Consider the following 14,970-nt stretch of genomic DNA (forward strand, 5'->3'; position numbering starts at 1 on the left):
GGCAGCGGGGCGATAGGCGTCCGGCATTGGCCGCCTGGGCGTTTTTGGTCGGCCGGGGCCGCTCAATGGCGGCGGCCGCCCCGTTATGTCCCCAAAATCTCCGGCAGTACGCTTGATGGCATGGCTTTTGAAGAATCCGCTGCCGAGCGGCGCGAAGTAACCGTCCGCCGGGCACCCAAGTACGTTCCCTTCCTGGTCCTGGGTGCGCTGGTGGGTGTTGCTGCAGCCGCAGTGGTTGCCTACGCGGTACCGGGCGATGCAACGTTCGACCCCGGCGCTGTCTTCGGATTCTTCCTGGTGATGTTTGCCGCGTGCGGCGCAATCCTGGGCGCCGCACTGGCGCTGGTCCTGGACCGCCGCAGCCTGAAGCGGCAGGACCGGGCCGTCGTGGAGGCCGTTCCCGACTCGGAGCCGGACACCGATCCCCAGGCGTAGCAAGTCACAAACGGGCGGCCGGAAAAGTCATACCCCATATCGTGAGATAATCGACCAGTGGCACGCGGCGATGGAAAACTTTCCCATGATCTTCTCCCCGGCGAAAAAGGCCCGCAGGACGCTTGCGGCGTCTTCGGCGTCTGGGCCCCAGGCGAAGAAGTAGCAAAACTTACCTATTACGGGCTGTATGCACTGCAGCACCGCGGTCAGGAGTCGGCTGGCATAGCAACCAGCGACGGCAAGCGGATCAACGTCTACAAGGACATGGGCCTCGTGTCCCAGGTCTTCGACGAGACCACGCTGAACACCCTGACCGGGCACCTGGCCGTGGGCCACTGCCGCTACTCCACCACCGGCGCAAGCCACTGGGCCAATGCGCAGCCCACCCTTGGCGCCACCGCCACCGGCACGGTGGCCCTGGCACACAACGGCAACCTGACCAACACCGCCGAGCTCAATGCCATGATCACCGAACGCAACGGCGGCCACCTCACCGGCGAAATGAAGCAGGGCAACACCTCTGACACTGCCTTGGTCACCGCCCTGCTGGAGGGCGAGCCCGGCAAGACCCTGGAAGAAACCGCCACCGAACTCCTGCCCAAGATCAAGGGCGGCTTCTGCTTCGTGTTCATGGACGAGGGCACGCTCTACGCTGCACGTGACACCTTCGGCATCCGCCCGCTGGTCCTGGGCCGGCTGGAGCGCGGCTGGGTGGTTGCCTCCGAGCAGTCCGCCCTGGCCACCGTGGGCGCCAGCTTCATCCGGGAGATCGAGCCGGGCGAGTTCATTGCCATCGACGAGGAAGGCGTGCGGTCCAAGCGGTTCGCGGAGCCGACGCCGGCAGGTTGCGTTTTCGAGTACGTTTACCTCGCGCGCCCGGACGCGGCCATCGCCGGCCGCTCCGTGTACGAGTCCCGCGTGGAGATGGGCCGCCAGCTGGCCCGCGAAAACACGCAGCAGGCGGACATCGTCATCCCCGTGCCGGAATCCGGCACCCCCGCGGCTGTTGGCTACGCCGAAGAATCCGGCATCCCGTTCGCGCACGGCTTCGTCAAGAACTCCTACGTGGGCCGTACCTTCATCCAGCCCTCCCAGACCCTGCGCCAGCTGGGCATCCGGCTCAAGCTCAACGCCCTTGAATCCGTGATCCGCGGCAAGCGTGTTGTGGTGGTGGATGATTCGATCGTCCGCGGCAACACCCAGCGCGCCATTGTGCGGATGCTCCGGGAAGCCGGCGCCGCCGCAGTGCACGTGAAGATTTCCTCCCCTCCTGTGCAGTGGCCGTGCTTCTATGGCATCGACTTCGCTTCCCGGGCCGAACTGATTGCCAACGGCGCCACCATTGAGGAGATCTCCCAAGCCATCGGCGCAGACTCGCTGGCCTACATCTCCGAGGACGGCATGATCGGTGCCACCCGCCAGCCGCGCGAACGCCTCTGCACCGCCTGCTTCACCGGCAAGTACCCCATCAAGCTCCCGGATGCGGACAAGCTGGGAAAGAACCTCCTGGAACGCACCGACCTGGGCGGCCTGAAGCCCTCCCCGTCCGCGCTTCCCGGCCAAACCGCCGCCCTGGCCGTTGACGCCACCGAGGACCCCGCTGAGAAGGCCGGGGCTACCGGCTGTGATCCGGGCCCGGACTCAGAATTCGAGAACCTGCTGACCGAAGCCGACCTTGTGCCCGACGTACCCGCCGCCACCAGCGCCGATAAGAAAGAGTCCGTATGACTTCCGTTAGCCCCGCCGCAAACAACTCCGGCATCACCTACGCCTCCGCAGGCGTGGACGTTGAAGCCGGGGACCGCGCCGTCGAGCTCATGAAGGGTGCCGTCAAGGCAACCCACAACTCCTCGGTGATCGGCGGGGTGGGCGGCTTCGCCGGCCTTTACGACGTTTCCCGGCTGCTGACCTACAAGAGGCCGCTGCTGGCCACGTCCACCGACGGCGTGGGCACCAAGGTTGCCATCGCCCAGGCCATGGACATCCACGACACCATCGGGTTCGACCTTGTGGGCATGGTGGTGGATGACATCGTGGTGGTAGGCGCCGAGCCGCTCTACATGACCGACTACATCGCCTGCGGCAAGGTGGTCCCGGAACGCATCGCGGGCATTGTCCGCGGCATCGCGGCCGCCTGCTCCGTGGCCGGCACCGCCCTGGTGGGCGGCGAGACTGCCGAGCACCCGGGCCTGCTGGGCGAGCACGAATACGACGTTGCCGGCGCAGCCACCGGCGTGGTCGAGGCCGATGCCCTGCTGGGACCGGACCGCGTCCGTGCGGGCGACGTCGTGATCGGCATGGCCTCTTCCGGCCTCCACTCCAACGGCTACTCGCTGGTCCGCCGCGTCATCAACCACGCCGGCTGGGCCCTGGACCGCCAGGTGTCCGAACTGGGCCGCACCCTGGGTGAGGAACTCCTGGAACCCACCCGCGTCTACGCGGCCGATTGCCTGGACCTGGCCCGCACCTTCCCGGTCAGCGCCAAAGCGGCTGTTCACGGCTTCAGCCACGTCACCGGCGGCGGCCTGGCCGCCAACCTGGCCCGCGTCCTCCCCCAGGGCCTCGTGGCCACCGTGGACCGCGCCACCTGGGAACTGCCGGCCATCTTCAAGCTGGTCTCGGAGCTGGGCAACGTGCCCCTGGCGGACCTCGAGCGCACCCTGAACCTTGGCGTGGGCATGGTGGCCATCGTGTCGCCCCAAGCTGCCGACGCCGCCGTTGCCCGCCTGAACGACCGGGGCCTGCCGTCCTGGATCATGGGCACGGTCACCGAGGATTCGGACTCCATCCTGAAGTCCGGCCCGGATTACGTCCAGGGCGCCAAGGGCGTGGACGGCGGCGCTGTCCGCCTGGTCAACGCCTACGCCTAGCCAACTGCTGGAGGCTCCCCACTGCACGCGGTGGGGAGCCTCCACTTTTAAGCGACCTGGATGAGGTTCAGCACACCGCCCTGCGGGTCCTCGATGGTGGCCAGTGATCCCACCGTGGGACGGTCATCCGGCTCCACCAGGACTTCGCCGCCTGCTGCCAGGGCGGCCGCTGCCGCCGCGGCAATATCTGCCGCGCCAAAGTAGATCTGCCAGTCCGCTTCCTCGCCTTCGTCGGCAGGAACGATGCCGGCCACCTCGCTGCCGTCGATGAGCAGCGTGCTGTAGCTGCCGCCGTCGTCCTGGGGGTACTCGGTGACTTCATGGCCGAAAAGCTGCTGGAAGAAGCCGATGGCGGCCTGCGGCTCGGGTGTAAAGAGCTCAGCCCAGGCCAAGGCGCCCGGCTCGTTGAAGAGCCGGCTGCCGAAGTGGGTACCTGCCTGCCAGATCCCGGTGGTTCCGCCGCCGGGAGGGGCCAAAAAGCCCAGCACCCCGGTGTCGCCCACCGTCTCAGGCCCGAACTGGGCGGTTCCGCCGGCATGGCCCGCTTCCTGGAGCAGGTCCGCGGCATCTGCGGCCGCAAAGTAGACGTTCCACTCGGCAGCGGTGCCGTCCTCAAGCTGCAAGGGATTTTGCGGCGCAATGGTGGCCACCAACTGCCCGCGGACAAAGGCCTGCGCGTAGCTGCGGCCGTCCGGAGTGGGGAAGTCCTGGTAGGTCCAGCCGAACAGGCGGCCGTAGAAATCTTTGGCGGCATCAACATCGGGGGTCTGGAGATCCGCCCAGCAGGGCTCGCCGCTGGCGTACGTGGTCCGAACAGTCATGCGGTCAGGTTACCAACCAAACACGGAAAGCCCGCTGCCCTGCCGGTAATTCGGTGGGGCAGCGGGCTCCATGACGTAAGCGGCGCCACAGCAGCCGGGCCAGGGGCCACAGCAGGCTTGCGACAACTAGCCGATGCGACGGTTGTCTACCTCGTCGTCATCGTCATCCAAATCATCCGCGTACTTATCCACATAAGCCGAATAGTCCGGTTCGACCGGTTCATTCGAGTAATGGCTCGTTGAACGACTTCCAGGGCCCGTCAGCTCACGCTGAAGTGCCGAGTAGTCAGTGTTCGGGGAGTAGTACTTAATGTCCCGAGCCTGCTTGGTAGCTTTTGCCTTTTGACGGCCGCGCCCCATGGCGTGACCCCCTTTTGTACTTGGACCGGAGGTGGTCACCTTGGCGATCGGTGAGGCCCCGGAATGTTTGGTCAATTTGTCGTACACCTAGATTACATGCTTTCGGCGGGCCCCGCTTGCCGCCCGGCGCCCCGGACGGCCGGGTGGGGTACCATGATGCACCTCCTCCCGCGGGATTCCGGCATTTTTCTTCGGTAGAGTCGCTTAAGAACTGCCGATTTTATCTGGCCGTTGGCGAGCCGTGGCACCAAAACCCAGGAGGATGCGCACCCGTGAACCACCAGGACATCCCGCCGAAACCCGCTTCGCCTCCGCGGACCGGAAGCCTGCCGAAGATCCACAGTGGGACCGGTTCAGCCCCCGCCCCGGAATCCGTTACCTGGTCCCAGCCGCGCCATGATCCTGCGCCGGAAAAACACACCAACAGGAAGCCTGCCCTGTGGAAGGCGTTTCTGGTCGTCGTTATCCTTGCCGTTGCCGGCTCACTGGTGTGGCTTGCCGTCTGGTTGAACTCCTCGCCTGGCACCGATGCGGCAAAGAATGACGCACAGGGCGTGCTGCAAACCGCGGTCACCCCGCCAGCCACTCCCCAACCCCTTCCCCGCGAAGGGGTCGCACCCCCGGCGTACGCACTGGGTGACTGCTTCAAGGATTTCGATCCCCAGGCCCTGACGTCCACGCTGGTGCCCTGCGATACGGGCCATTCGGCCCAGCTGGTGGCCACCTTGACCTATCCGGAAAGCGCCAAGTACCCGGGGGCGGAGCCGCTCAAGGCCAAGGCACTGGAAGTCTGCCAGGCGGCGAAACTCGGCCCGGCGGCGAAAAACTTCCAGCTCAACTACCAGCGCAGCTTCCCCAGCAGCACCAGTTGGGAATCCGGCGACCGCAGGGTTGATTGCTACGTCACGGCAGACACCGGCAATGTGATTAACGCGAGCGTGCTGCCCTGACGGTCAGCCCGCCAGGGCAGCACGGCCCGCTTCAGAGGCCCTGCGGCTAGTCCTTCCGCCGCACCGACAGTCCGGAACTGGGGGCGCCCGTCAACGCGTCCACGTTGCCTTCGGTCAGTTCCCCAAAGTCCGGCGCGGTATCAACCAGGACGGTGTCGCCGTCGCTGATTTCACCGGCGAGGATGGACTTGGCCAGCCGGTCGCCGATCTCGCGCTGCACCAGGCGGCGCAGCGGCCGGGCGCCGTAGGCGGGGTCGTAGCCGGACAGCGCCAGCCAGGCCTTGGCGCTGTCGGTCACATCGAGGGTGAGCCGGCGCTCGTGCAGCCTGCGGCCCAGTTCCGCCACGTGCAGTTCCACAATGTGCGCCAGCTCCTCCACCGTGAGGGCATCGAACAGCACCACTTCATCGAGCCGGTTGAGGAACTCCGGCTTGAAGGACGCGTTCACCGTGGCCATGACCGCATTGCGCTTGGCCTCGGCGTCCAGCGTCTGGTCCACCAGGAACTGGCTGCCCAGGTTGGAGGTGAGCACCAGGATCACGTTGCGGAAGTCCACGGTACGGCCCTGCCCGTCGGTGAGGCGGCCGTCGTCGAGCACCTGCAGGAGGATGTCGAACACCTCGGGGTGCGCCTTCTCCACTTCGTCCAGCAGCACCACCGAGTAGGGACGACGGCGCACGGCCTCGGTCAGCTGCCCGCCTTCCTCGTAGCCCACGTATCCCGGAGGCGCCCCGACCAGCCGGGCGACGCTGTGCTTCTCGCCGTACTCGGACATGTCGATCCGCACCATGGCGCGTTCGTCGTCGAACAGGAAGTCCGCCAGGGCCTTGGCCAGCTCGGTCTTGCCTACGCCGGTGGGGCCCAGGAACAGGAAGGAACCCGTGGGCCGGTTGGGGTCACTGATGCCCGCCCTGGCGCGCCGGACGGCGTCTGAGACTGCGGCTACAGCCTTGCCCTGGCCGATGAGGCGCTTGCCGAGCTCCTCCTCCATGTGCAGCAGCTTCTGGCTTTCACCTTGCAGCATGCGGCCGGCCGGGATGCCGGTCCACGCGGAAATGACCTCCGCGATGTCTTCTGCCGTCACTTCCTCCGCCACCATCTGGACGGACTTGTCCGTCACGGCAGCCTCCGCTTCGGCAGCGGCGTTCAGCTCGCGTTCCAGCGCCGGAATTTCCCCGTAGAGGATCCGCGAGGCGGTCTCCAGGTCACCCTCGCGCTGGGCCTTGTCCGCGGCGGACCGCAGCTCATCGAGCTTGGCCTTCAGGTCACCCACCCGGTTCAGGCCGGCCTTTTCAGCCTCCCAGCGGGCGTTGAGCGCGGAGAGCTCCTCCTCCTTGTCCGCCTTGTCGGCCCGGAGCGCAGCCAGCCGCTCCACGGAGGCAGCGTCGGTCTCGCCCTCCAGCGCGAGCTCCTCCATGGTGAGCCGGTCCACCTGGCGCCGCAGCTGGTCGATCTCCTCCGGGGCGGAGTCGATCTCCATGCGCAGCCGGGACGCGGCCTCGTCCACCAGGTCGATGGCCTTGTCCGGCAGCTGGCGGCCCGAAATGTAGCGGTTGGACAGCGTGGCTGCCGCCACCAGCGCGGAGTCGGCGATGGAGACCTTGTGGTGCGCCTCGTAGCGCTCCTTCAGGCCACGGAGGATGCCGATGGTGTCCTCCACGCTGGGCTCGCCAACGTACACCTGCTGGAAGCGGCGTTCCAGGGCTGCGTCCTTCTCGATGTTCTCCCGGTACTCGTCCAGCGTCGTGGCGCCGATCAGCCGCAGCTCGCCACGGGCCAGCATTGGCTTGAGCATGTTGCCGGCGTCCATGGAGGAGTCGCCGGTGGCGCCGGCGCCCACCACGGTGTGGATCTCGTCGATGAAGGTGACAATCTGGCCGTCTGAGCCCTTGATCTCCTCCAGGACCGCCTTCAGCCGCTCCTCGAATTCGCCGCGGTACTTGGCGCCGGCCACCATGGAGCCGAGGTCAAGGGAGATGAGGGTCTTGCCGCGCAGGCTTTCCGGGACGTCGCCGGCCACCATCCGCTGGGCCAGGCCTTCCACCACGGCGGTCTTGCCCACGCCGGGTTCGCCGATGAGCACCGGGTTGTTCTTGGTGCGGCGGGACAGGACCTGGACAACGCGCCGGATTTCGGCGTCCCGGCCGATCACGGGGTCCAGCTTGCCGGCGCGGGCCATGGCGGTGAGGTCGGTGCCGTACTTCTCGAGCGCCTGGAAGGTGTTTTCGGGGTCCGGGCTGTCCACCTTGCGGTCGCCGCGGACGCCCGGCAGGGCGGCGAGGAGTGCCTCGCGGGAGGCGCCGGCGTCGCGCAGCAGGCGGGCGGCGGCATCGTTGCCGGTGGAGAGGCCCACCAGGAGCACCTCGGTGGAGACAAAGCTGTCGCCCAGACGGTCCGCTTCCTCCTTGGCGTGCTGGATGGCCTGCAGTGCGGGCCGGGACAGCTGCGCCTGCTGGCTGGAGCCGCCCGACGTGGCGGGCAGTGCCTTGATGGCACTGCTGGCCTGGACGCTGACGGCATCGGGATCGGCGCCGGTTGCGCGAAGCAGCGCGACGGCGACGCCCTCACGCTGGTCCATCAGCGCCTTGAGGAGGTGGGCCGGTTCCACCTGGGGGTTGCCGGCCGTCGAGGCGTTCATTGCCGCGGCGGAAAGAGCCTCCTGGCTCTTGGTGGTGAATTTGACGTCCAAAGAGAGCTCCTTTCGGGGGCTTGTTGACTAAGTTGAGTCTACTACGCTCAACTTTGGACGGCGACGTCCACTAGCCATGTTTGCCCACGGCGAAACGGCTGTCCAGAGCCGGAGGTCCCGCCGGGCCTGCTTGGACAATCGGCTGCCGGGACATACTCCGCCTAGGTCCCGTACACGGACACGGCCGCAGCCTTGACCACGAAGTGCACCGTCATGCCGGGGACAAGGCCCAGGTCGGCGGAGGCAGCAGGGGTGATGTCCGCGGCCAGGCCGCCGGCCCGGACGCGGATCTGGTCGCCGTGCGGCTCGAGGTCCGTGATGGTGACGGCAAACGAGTTCCGCGGGCTGCCGTGCGCATCGTCGAGGAACACGGAAACGGCCGACGGCGGGAACACGGCGACGCCGGGACCGCCCGCCCTGGGCAGCGGGCCAGGCTCCCCGGACGCCGCGGCGGGGACGGCTTCCTCGTCGTGGCCGGCAATCCGCAGGCCGTGGCTGGTCCGCACCCCCGCCCCGTCGAGGATGCCCGGAATGAAGTTCAGCCCGGCGAGCCCGGCGGCAAAGGAGCTGCGCGGCCGCTCCAGCACCGCCCGGGTGGGGCCTTCCTCCGCGATCCGGCCGTTTTCCAGGATGACCACCCGGTCCGCGAGCACCAGCGCGTCCAGTACGTCGTGGGTCACGATGATGGCCTGCCGGCCTGCGAGGACGCGCTTGAACAGGCGGCGCAGCAGCGGCGCGGAGTGGATATCCAGAGCTGCCAGCGGCTCGTCGAGCAGGAGGAGGGCGGGGTCGGCGGCGAGCGCACGGGCCACGGCCACGCGCTGGGCCTGGCCGCCGGACAGCTGGGCGGGACGCCGCCCGGCCAGTTCTCCGGCCTCCACCTCGGCCAGCCAGTGCAGCGCCTGCTCCTCCGCATTCCGCTTGGAAACTCCGGCGCTGCGGGGCCCGAACGAGACATTGTCCAGGGCATTCAGGTGGGGGAAGAGCAGCGGTTCCTGGGCCAGCAGGGCGGTGCCACGGCGGTGCGGAGCCGCCCACGTACGTTTTCCGCCGTCGAGGTCAAAGAGGGTCCTGCCGTTGAGTTCGGCCCGGCCGCTGTCCGGCCGCAGGAGGCCCGCGATGCCGGCCAGCAGGGTTGATTTACCGGCACCGTTGGGCCCCATGACGGCCACGGTTTCGCCCGGTCGGACGCTCAGGGCCACGTCGAAGCTGCGCCCGGCCACCACTGCGTGGAAGGACAATGTCACCGGACACCCCCTCCTGCCGGGGCCGGCGCCGTCGTCCTTTTGCCTGACCCGGAACGGCCCGGTGCCGGGCGCCGGTATGCAAGGGCAACCACCGCCACGGCGACGGCCACGAGTACCAGGGACAGGGCGACGGCGGCGTCCGGGTCCGTTTCGCGCTGCAGGTAGATTTCCAGCGGCAGGGTCCGCGTCACCCCCTGCAGGCTGCCCGCGAACGTCAGCGTGGCGCCAAACTCGCCCAGGCTCCGCGCGAAGGCGAGGACCGCGCCGGACGCCAGCCCCGGGAGCACCAGCGGAAGCGTGACGCGACGGAACACCATGCCGGGCCGGGCACCCAGTGTCGCCGCCACCGCCTCATACCGGGAGCCCGAGGTGCGCAGGGCACCCTCAAGGCTCACCACCAGGAACGGCAGCGCCACGAACGTCTGCGCCAGGACCACCGCGGTGGTGGAGAAGGCGATCTGCAGGCCGAGCACGTTCAGCGCCTGCCCCAGCAGCCCCTGCCGGCCGAACGTGTAGAGCAGCGCGATGCCGCCCACCACAGGAGGAAGGACCAGCGGCAGGAGCACCAGCGAGCGCAGCAGCCCCTGCAGGCGGAAGGTGCCCCGGGCAAGGACCAGGGCCAGCGGCACGCCCAGCACAATGCACAGCAGGGTGCTGGCGGCCGAGGTCCGCAGGCTCAGCCCCAGCGCCGTCAGCGACGGCCCGGAGGTCACCAGCGGAAGGAACCGTGGCCAGTCCACGCGGAGCACCATCGCCAGCAGCGGAAGCACGACGACGACGGCGGCCAGGACGGCCAGCACGCGGACCCAGCCGGGGATGCCGGAGTAGGCCGGACTTGGGGTGCGTCGCCGCACCATGGGCAGAAAGGGCTGCCGACTGCCTGCCTGCTCCCGGGTCACTTGACGCTTCCGTCACCGATTCCGGCCGGCCCAAACCCCGCTGCAGCGAGGACGCGCCGGCCTTCCGGACCGGTGACCAGGTCCAGGAAAGCCCGGGCGGCGGCCTTGTTCCGGCCGCCGGCGACGCCGGCGATCGGGTAGGTGTTGACCGCACTCCCTGATTCCGGGAACTGGATCCCGGCCACCTTGGACCCGGCGGACTTGATGTCCGTGCCGTAGACCAGCCCGGCGTCGGCCTCCCCGGAGGCCACCTTGCCCAGGACGTCCGTGACCGCGTTCTCCTCGCTGACCGGATTCAGCGCCACTCCGGCCGCCTCCGCGGCCGTGGCCGCGGCAGTCCCGCAGGGAACCTGCCTTGCGCAGGTGACCAGTTTGAGGCCCGGCCGGGCAAGGTCCTTCAGTGCGGTGATTTCTGCCGGGTTGCCCGGCGCTACTGCGATGGCGAGGGTGTTGGTGGCGAAGTTCCTGGCGGCGCCGTCCACCAGCCCGGCGTCCTGCACCTTCTTCATGTTGGCCAGGTCCGCCGGCGCGAAGACATCCGCCGGCGCCCCCTGGCTGATCTGGCTGGCCAGGTCCGAGGACCCTGCAAAGCTCAGGGCAACCGTGGTGCCGGGGTTTTCCGCCTCGAAGGTGCGGGCGAGTTCGGTGAAGGTGCCTTTGAGGGAGGCGGCCGCGAAAACGGTGATGGTGCCTTCCGGCTTGGCGCCTGAGCCGGCTGCGCTGTTGCCTGCGCTGTTGCCCGCGCTGTTGCCCGCGCTGTTGTCCTCGCCAGGGCCTGTGCCCTGGGCCGCTCCGCCCGCAGCGCAGCCGGTGAGGACGGTCAGCAGCAGCACGGCGGCCGGCAGGACAGCAAGGGAAAGGAGCCGCGCCAGGGAGGCGGACACCGCGGTACGCGTGGAGGTCCGGGTCATGCGGTGGCCCTGCCCTTCGGGGATTCGATGATGACCGTTGTTGCCTTGACCACCGCCGTGGCCACCGAGCCCGGTTCCAGGCCCAGTTCCCGCACGGCCTCGCTGCTCATCAGCGAGACCACCCGGAACGGCCCGCACTGCAGTTCCACCTGTGCCATCACCTTGTCCGTGATGACGTTGGTGACCAGGCCCACGAACCGGTTCCGGGCGGAGCTGCTCCCGCTCCTGGGGTCATCGGGCAGCTGGGCCAGCTTTTGCGCATGCGTGGCCAGCTCGAGTCCATCGACGGCGAGCCGGCCGGAACCGTCCCGGAGCGGGGTAAGTGTTCCGTGCTCCGTCCAGCGGCGGACGGTATCGTCACTTACGCCCAGGAGACGGGCAGCCTCAGAAACGCGGATAAGGGTCATTCCCTGATTCTAGTCCGCAGATGCGGATTATGCCTCCGCTTCTGGGAGCATATGCAAAATGACTGCGTGCCCCGTGGCTGCGCGTCCCCTGCCCGAAGGGCGGCACTAGACTCCTTCCATGGCCATCTACATCGACCCGCCGCTGTGGCCTGCACACGGAACACATTTCTCGCACCTGGTCTCGGACTCTTCGCTGGATGAGCTGCATGCGTTCGCAGCTGCCGCGGGGATCCCGGAGCGGGCGTTCGACGGCGACCATTACGATGTGCCGGAACGCCGCATTGAGGAGCTGGTAGCGGCAGGCGCGGTCCGGGTGGAGGGCAGGGTGCTGGTCCGCAAACTGATCGCCAGCGGGCTCCGGATCCCGGCACGCCGGCGGAACAAGTCGCTGAAGGTCCCACTGCTGACCCGCTGGGAAGCCATCATGCCGGGCCGTGACGCACTCTTCCTGGACCTGCTGGACCGATGGAGCGAACCACACCGCCATTACCACGGCTGCACCCACCTGCTCTCCGTCCTGGAGGCACTGGACCTGCTCACCGAACCGGGCGAGGCGCCGCGGACCGTGCTGCTGGCGGCCTGGTTCCACGATGCCGTGTACCGCGGCGCGGCGGGCAGGGACGAGGAGGAGTCCGCCCGGCTGGCGGAAAGCCGGCTGGCCGGGACCGGACTGCCGCCGGACGAGGTGGCGGAAGTGGCGCGGCTGGTCCGGCTCACGTCGGACCACCGGCCCGAACCAGGGGACCACGACGGCGCCCTCCTCTGCGACGCGGACCTCTCGGTCCTCGGCGGCGATCCTGAGGAATACGCCCGCTACCTTGCCGCTGTCCGCAAAGACTACGCGCACATCGGTGACGCCGACTTCGCAGCCGGCAGGGCCGCCGTCGTGCGCCACCTGCTGGAACTGGACCCGCTCTTCCACCACCCGCGGGCCCGGGAACTATGGCAGGACGCCGCGCACCTGAACCTGAAAGGTGAACTGGCATGAACGCCCCGGGCTCCGGTTCACGGCACACGCACTCCGCCAATGCCGCGCACCGCCAGCTTCCGTTCACGGTCAGGCTGGACTGGGGCCTTGATGGAGCCGGGACCGTGGCGTCCGGCGCCGACATTGCGGTGGTGGTGGATGTCTTTTCCTTCAGCACCTGCGTCAGTGTGGCGCTGGACCGCGACGCGGAGGTGTTTCCCTACCCGTGGCGGGACACCAGCGCCGAAGACTTCGCCGCCCACCACCAGGCGCAGCTGGCCGGCCCGCGCGGCGGTGGCGGGCTGAGCCTCTCCCCCGCAAGCCTCCGCGCGGCAGAAGCCCTGGGAAAGGTGGTCCTGCCCTCCCCCAACGGGTCGGAACTTTGCCACGCGCTGGCCGGGGACGTACCGCTGGTGGCCGCAGTGTGCCTCCGGAACGCCGCAGCCACGGCCGACTGGGTGGCGGCGAACCTTCCGGAGGACGCGGTACTGGCGGTGGTTGCCGCCGGGGAGCGCTGGCCGGACGGCACGCTGCGGCCTGCGGTGGAGGACCAGATCGGGGCGGGCGCGTTCATCGCCGGGCTGGCGGCCGCCGGGAGGGGCGGCTACGAAGCCGGGGACGGCAGGCACGGTTACGCGCCGGAGGCCGTAGCTGCCATGGCCGTTTTCGAAGCCGCCGAACCACGGCTGCGTGAGATGCTCCAGTTGTGTTCCAGCGGCCGCGAGTTGACCGGGGCCGGCTACCCAGAGGACGTGGACATCGCCGCGGAACTGGACCAAAGCGGTTCGGTGGCCCTCCTGCGCAACGGGGCGTTCCGGCCGCTCTAAGGGGCTGCGGCTTCCACGGGTTTACGGATGCCGGAACCGGATGCAAAACTGCACGGATGAGCCTGCGCATCCAAGCCCTTGCCATTGATTCCACCGACCCCCGGGTTCCTGCTGCCTTTTGGGAAAAAGCGCTTGGCTGGCGCCGCACCCATGAAGAGGACGACGAGATCGTGCTGGAGCCGCCGGTAGGCAGCGCCGGGGACGGCGTGTTGCCGGACCTGCTTTTCCTCAGGGTCCCGGAGCAGAAGGAACTCAAGAACCGCCTTCACCTGGACCTCCGCCCGGAGGACCAGGACGCGGAGGTGGCCAGGCTGGAAGAGCTGGGCGCCCGGCAAATCTCGGTGGGACAGGGGGCAGCGGCAACCTGGGTTGTCATGGCTGATCCCGACGGCAACGAGTTCTGCGTGCTGCGGGCGATGCGCCCGGACGGATCCGCCTAGCGGTAGCGGCTGACGGGGTAGTTGCTCACAAACGGCGCATTGGTGGGCACGATCTGCTTGCCCAGCGGCATAAGGGATACCGGGATGAGCTTGAGGTTGGCGATGGCCAGCGGGATCCCGATGATGGTCACGGCCATGGCGAACGCGGTCACCACGTGGCCGATGGCGATCCAGATGCCGGCCACGAGCAGCCAGATCACGTTGCCCAGCAGCGAGAAGACACCGGTGCCGCCGGGCTTGTCCACCACCATCCGGCCGAACGGCCACAACGTGTAGGCGGCGATCCGGAACGAGGCGATGCCCCAGGGGATGGTGACGATCAGCAGGCAGCAGACCACGCCCGCGAGGAAATAGCCCAGGGCCAGCCACAGGCCGCCGAAAACCAGCCAGATGATGTTCAGAAGTGTCTTCATGCACCCATTCTGCCCCCAGCCCCTGCCACACGGCGCTGGGGGACTCCCCTGATCCTGCCCTGATCCCCGGCCGGGCTGCGGCGCCTACACCGTGGCGGCCGACTTTGCGGCGTGGACAAAGGCGCGGATCTTGGCAGGGTCCTTCACGCCCCGGGATGCCTCCACGCCTGAGGAAACATCCACTCCCCAGGCATGCGCGGCCGCTGATGCCTGGCCAACATTGGCAGCGTCCAGTCCGCCGGCGAGCAGCCAGTTCCGTCCCTGCAGCACCGGCAGGTCCGCCACGGAGGCGTAGTCCCAGGATTCCCCTGAGCCCGGCACCGCGGCGTCAATCAGGAGCAGGTCCTCGCCCCAGTCGTCGAACTCATCCTGGCCGGCACCCATGGTGACGGCCCTGACCAGCTTCATGCCGGCGTCGTGCACTGTTGCCACGTCCGCACGCGACCGCTGGCCGTGCAGCTGGATCCATTCCAGGCCTGCGGCCCGGGCAATGGCGATGGCGTCCGCCACGGGCTCATCCCGGAAGACCCCGATCGGGGAAACACCCTTGGGGACCCCTGACAGCAGGGAGGCCACCTGCGACGGCGAGACAACGCGGGGGCTTGCGGTGAGGACGAACCCCACGGCGTCCGCGCCGGCATCCACCGCTTCACGCACCGATTCGGGCGTGCTGAGACCACACACTTTAACGAACATTCCCGGCTCCTTCAGGCTGTTTTCGTGATGACCCCCCG

Annotated in this window: 16 protein-coding genes; 7 read left to right on the plus strand and 9 right to left on the minus strand. The window is 68.3% G+C overall.

Features of this window, described 5'->3' with window-relative positions:
• Positions 1–120 precede the first annotated feature (120 nt).
• Genes ASG79_RS13170 through purM form a run of 3 tightly spaced genes read left to right on the plus strand, consistent with a single transcriptional unit; the run spans position 121 to position 3,305 of the window.
• On the plus strand, positions 121–435 hold the full coding sequence (locus tag ASG79_RS13170; RefSeq protein ID WP_018772123.1) for a hypothetical protein: 315 nt from the start codon (positions 121–123) through the stop codon (positions 433–435).
• Positions 436–492: 57 nt separating this feature from the next.
• On the plus strand, positions 493–2,163 hold the full coding sequence (purF, locus tag ASG79_RS13175) for an amidophosphoribosyltransferase (RefSeq protein ID WP_018772124.1): 1,671 nt from the start codon (positions 493–495) through the stop codon (positions 2,161–2,163).
• Positions 2,160–3,305, plus strand: coding sequence for a phosphoribosylformylglycinamidine cyclo-ligase (gene purM / locus ASG79_RS13180; RefSeq protein ID WP_056391760.1), 1,146 nt, complete (start codon positions 2,160–2,162; stop codon positions 3,303–3,305). Before purF ends, purM begins: the two co-directional genes overlap by 4 nt.
• A gap of 47 nt (positions 3,306–3,352) precedes the next feature.
• Here purM and ASG79_RS13185 read toward each other — a convergent pair whose 3' ends face one another.
• Both ASG79_RS13185 and ASG79_RS23095 read right to left on the minus strand, forming a co-directional pair.
• Positions 3,353–4,126: a VOC family protein gene (locus ASG79_RS13185; RefSeq protein WP_056391763.1), complete on the minus strand. Its 774-nt coding sequence runs from the start codon at positions 4,124–4,126 to the stop codon at positions 3,353–3,355.
• A 126-nt stretch (positions 4,127–4,252) separates the two neighbouring features.
• Positions 4,253–4,486: a DUF3073 domain-containing protein gene (locus ASG79_RS23095; protein ID WP_018772127.1), complete on the minus strand. Its 234-nt coding sequence runs from the start codon at positions 4,484–4,486 to the stop codon at positions 4,253–4,255.
• Positions 4,487–4,758: 272 nt separating this feature from the next.
• Between ASG79_RS23095 and ASG79_RS13190 the strand changes: the two genes are divergently transcribed.
• The gene (locus tag ASG79_RS13190; RefSeq protein WP_018772128.1) at positions 4,759–5,436 is read left to right on the plus strand and encodes a septum formation family protein; all 678 of its coding nucleotides are present in this window, start codon (positions 4,759–4,761) and stop codon (positions 5,434–5,436) included.
• A gap of 46 nt (positions 5,437–5,482) precedes the next feature.
• Here the strand turns inward: ASG79_RS13190 and clpB are convergent, their stop codons facing one another.
• The 5 genes from clpB to ASG79_RS13215 form a co-directional block, all read right to left on the minus strand.
• Positions 5,483–8,125 (minus strand): ATP-dependent chaperone ClpB, encoded by a 2,643-nt coding sequence (clpB, locus tag ASG79_RS13195; protein WP_056391764.1) that lies wholly within the window; start codon positions 8,123–8,125, stop codon positions 5,483–5,485.
• A gap of 161 nt (positions 8,126–8,286) precedes the next feature.
• On the minus strand, positions 8,287–9,372 hold the full coding sequence (locus tag ASG79_RS13200) for a sulfate/molybdate ABC transporter ATP-binding protein (RefSeq protein ID WP_018772130.1): 1,086 nt from the start codon (positions 9,370–9,372) through the stop codon (positions 8,287–8,289).
• Positions 9,369–10,229, minus strand: coding sequence for an ABC transporter permease (locus ASG79_RS13205; RefSeq protein ID WP_056392071.1), 861 nt, complete (start codon positions 10,227–10,229; stop codon positions 9,369–9,371). Before ASG79_RS13205 ends, ASG79_RS13200 begins: the two co-directional genes overlap by 4 nt.
• 38 nt (positions 10,230–10,267) lie before the next feature.
• On the minus strand, positions 10,268–11,182 hold the full coding sequence (gene modA / locus ASG79_RS13210; RefSeq protein ID WP_056391765.1) for a molybdate ABC transporter substrate-binding protein: 915 nt from the start codon (positions 11,180–11,182) through the stop codon (positions 10,268–10,270).
• Entirely contained in the window at positions 11,179–11,589 is a 411-nt protein-coding gene (locus ASG79_RS13215) for a TOBE domain-containing protein (RefSeq protein WP_056391766.1), read from the minus strand. Before ASG79_RS13215 ends, modA begins: the two co-directional genes overlap by 4 nt.
• Positions 11,590–11,707: 118 nt before the next feature.
• Here ASG79_RS13215 and ASG79_RS13220 point away from each other — a divergent pair, with 118 nt between their 5' ends.
• Genes ASG79_RS13220 through ASG79_RS13230 form a run of 3 tightly spaced genes read left to right on the plus strand, consistent with a single transcriptional unit; the run spans position 11,708 to position 13,823 of the window.
• Complete coding sequence (locus ASG79_RS13220) at positions 11,708–12,577, plus strand: DUF4031 domain-containing protein (RefSeq protein ID WP_056391767.1); 870 nt, start codon at positions 11,708–11,710, stop codon at positions 12,575–12,577.
• The gene (locus ASG79_RS13225) at positions 12,574–13,383 is read left to right on the plus strand and encodes a 2-phosphosulfolactate phosphatase (protein ID WP_056391770.1); all 810 of its coding nucleotides are present in this window, start codon (positions 12,574–12,576) and stop codon (positions 13,381–13,383) included. The genes ASG79_RS13220 and ASG79_RS13225 overlap by 4 nt, the downstream gene beginning before the upstream one ends.
• 56 nt (positions 13,384–13,439) lie before the next feature.
• Positions 13,440–13,823, plus strand: a complete 384-nt coding sequence (locus ASG79_RS13230) for a VOC family protein (protein ID WP_056391773.1) — start codon at positions 13,440–13,442, stop codon at positions 13,821–13,823.
• Here ASG79_RS13230 and ASG79_RS13235 read toward each other — a convergent pair.
• On the minus strand, positions 13,820–14,236 hold the full coding sequence (locus tag ASG79_RS13235) for a YccF domain-containing protein (RefSeq protein WP_056391776.1): 417 nt from the start codon (positions 14,234–14,236) through the stop codon (positions 13,820–13,822). The genes ASG79_RS13230 and ASG79_RS13235 overlap by 4 nt on opposite strands.
• Before the next feature lie 84 nt (positions 14,237–14,320).
• Positions 14,321–14,932, minus strand: coding sequence for a phosphoribosylanthranilate isomerase (locus ASG79_RS13240; protein ID WP_018772138.1), 612 nt, complete (start codon positions 14,930–14,932; stop codon positions 14,321–14,323).
• Between the last annotated feature and the right edge of the window lie 38 nt (positions 14,933–14,970).

The organism is Arthrobacter sp. Soil761 (genome assembly GCF_001428325.1).
Classification (GTDB): domain Bacteria; phylum Actinomycetota; class Actinomycetes; order Actinomycetales; family Micrococcaceae; genus Arthrobacter.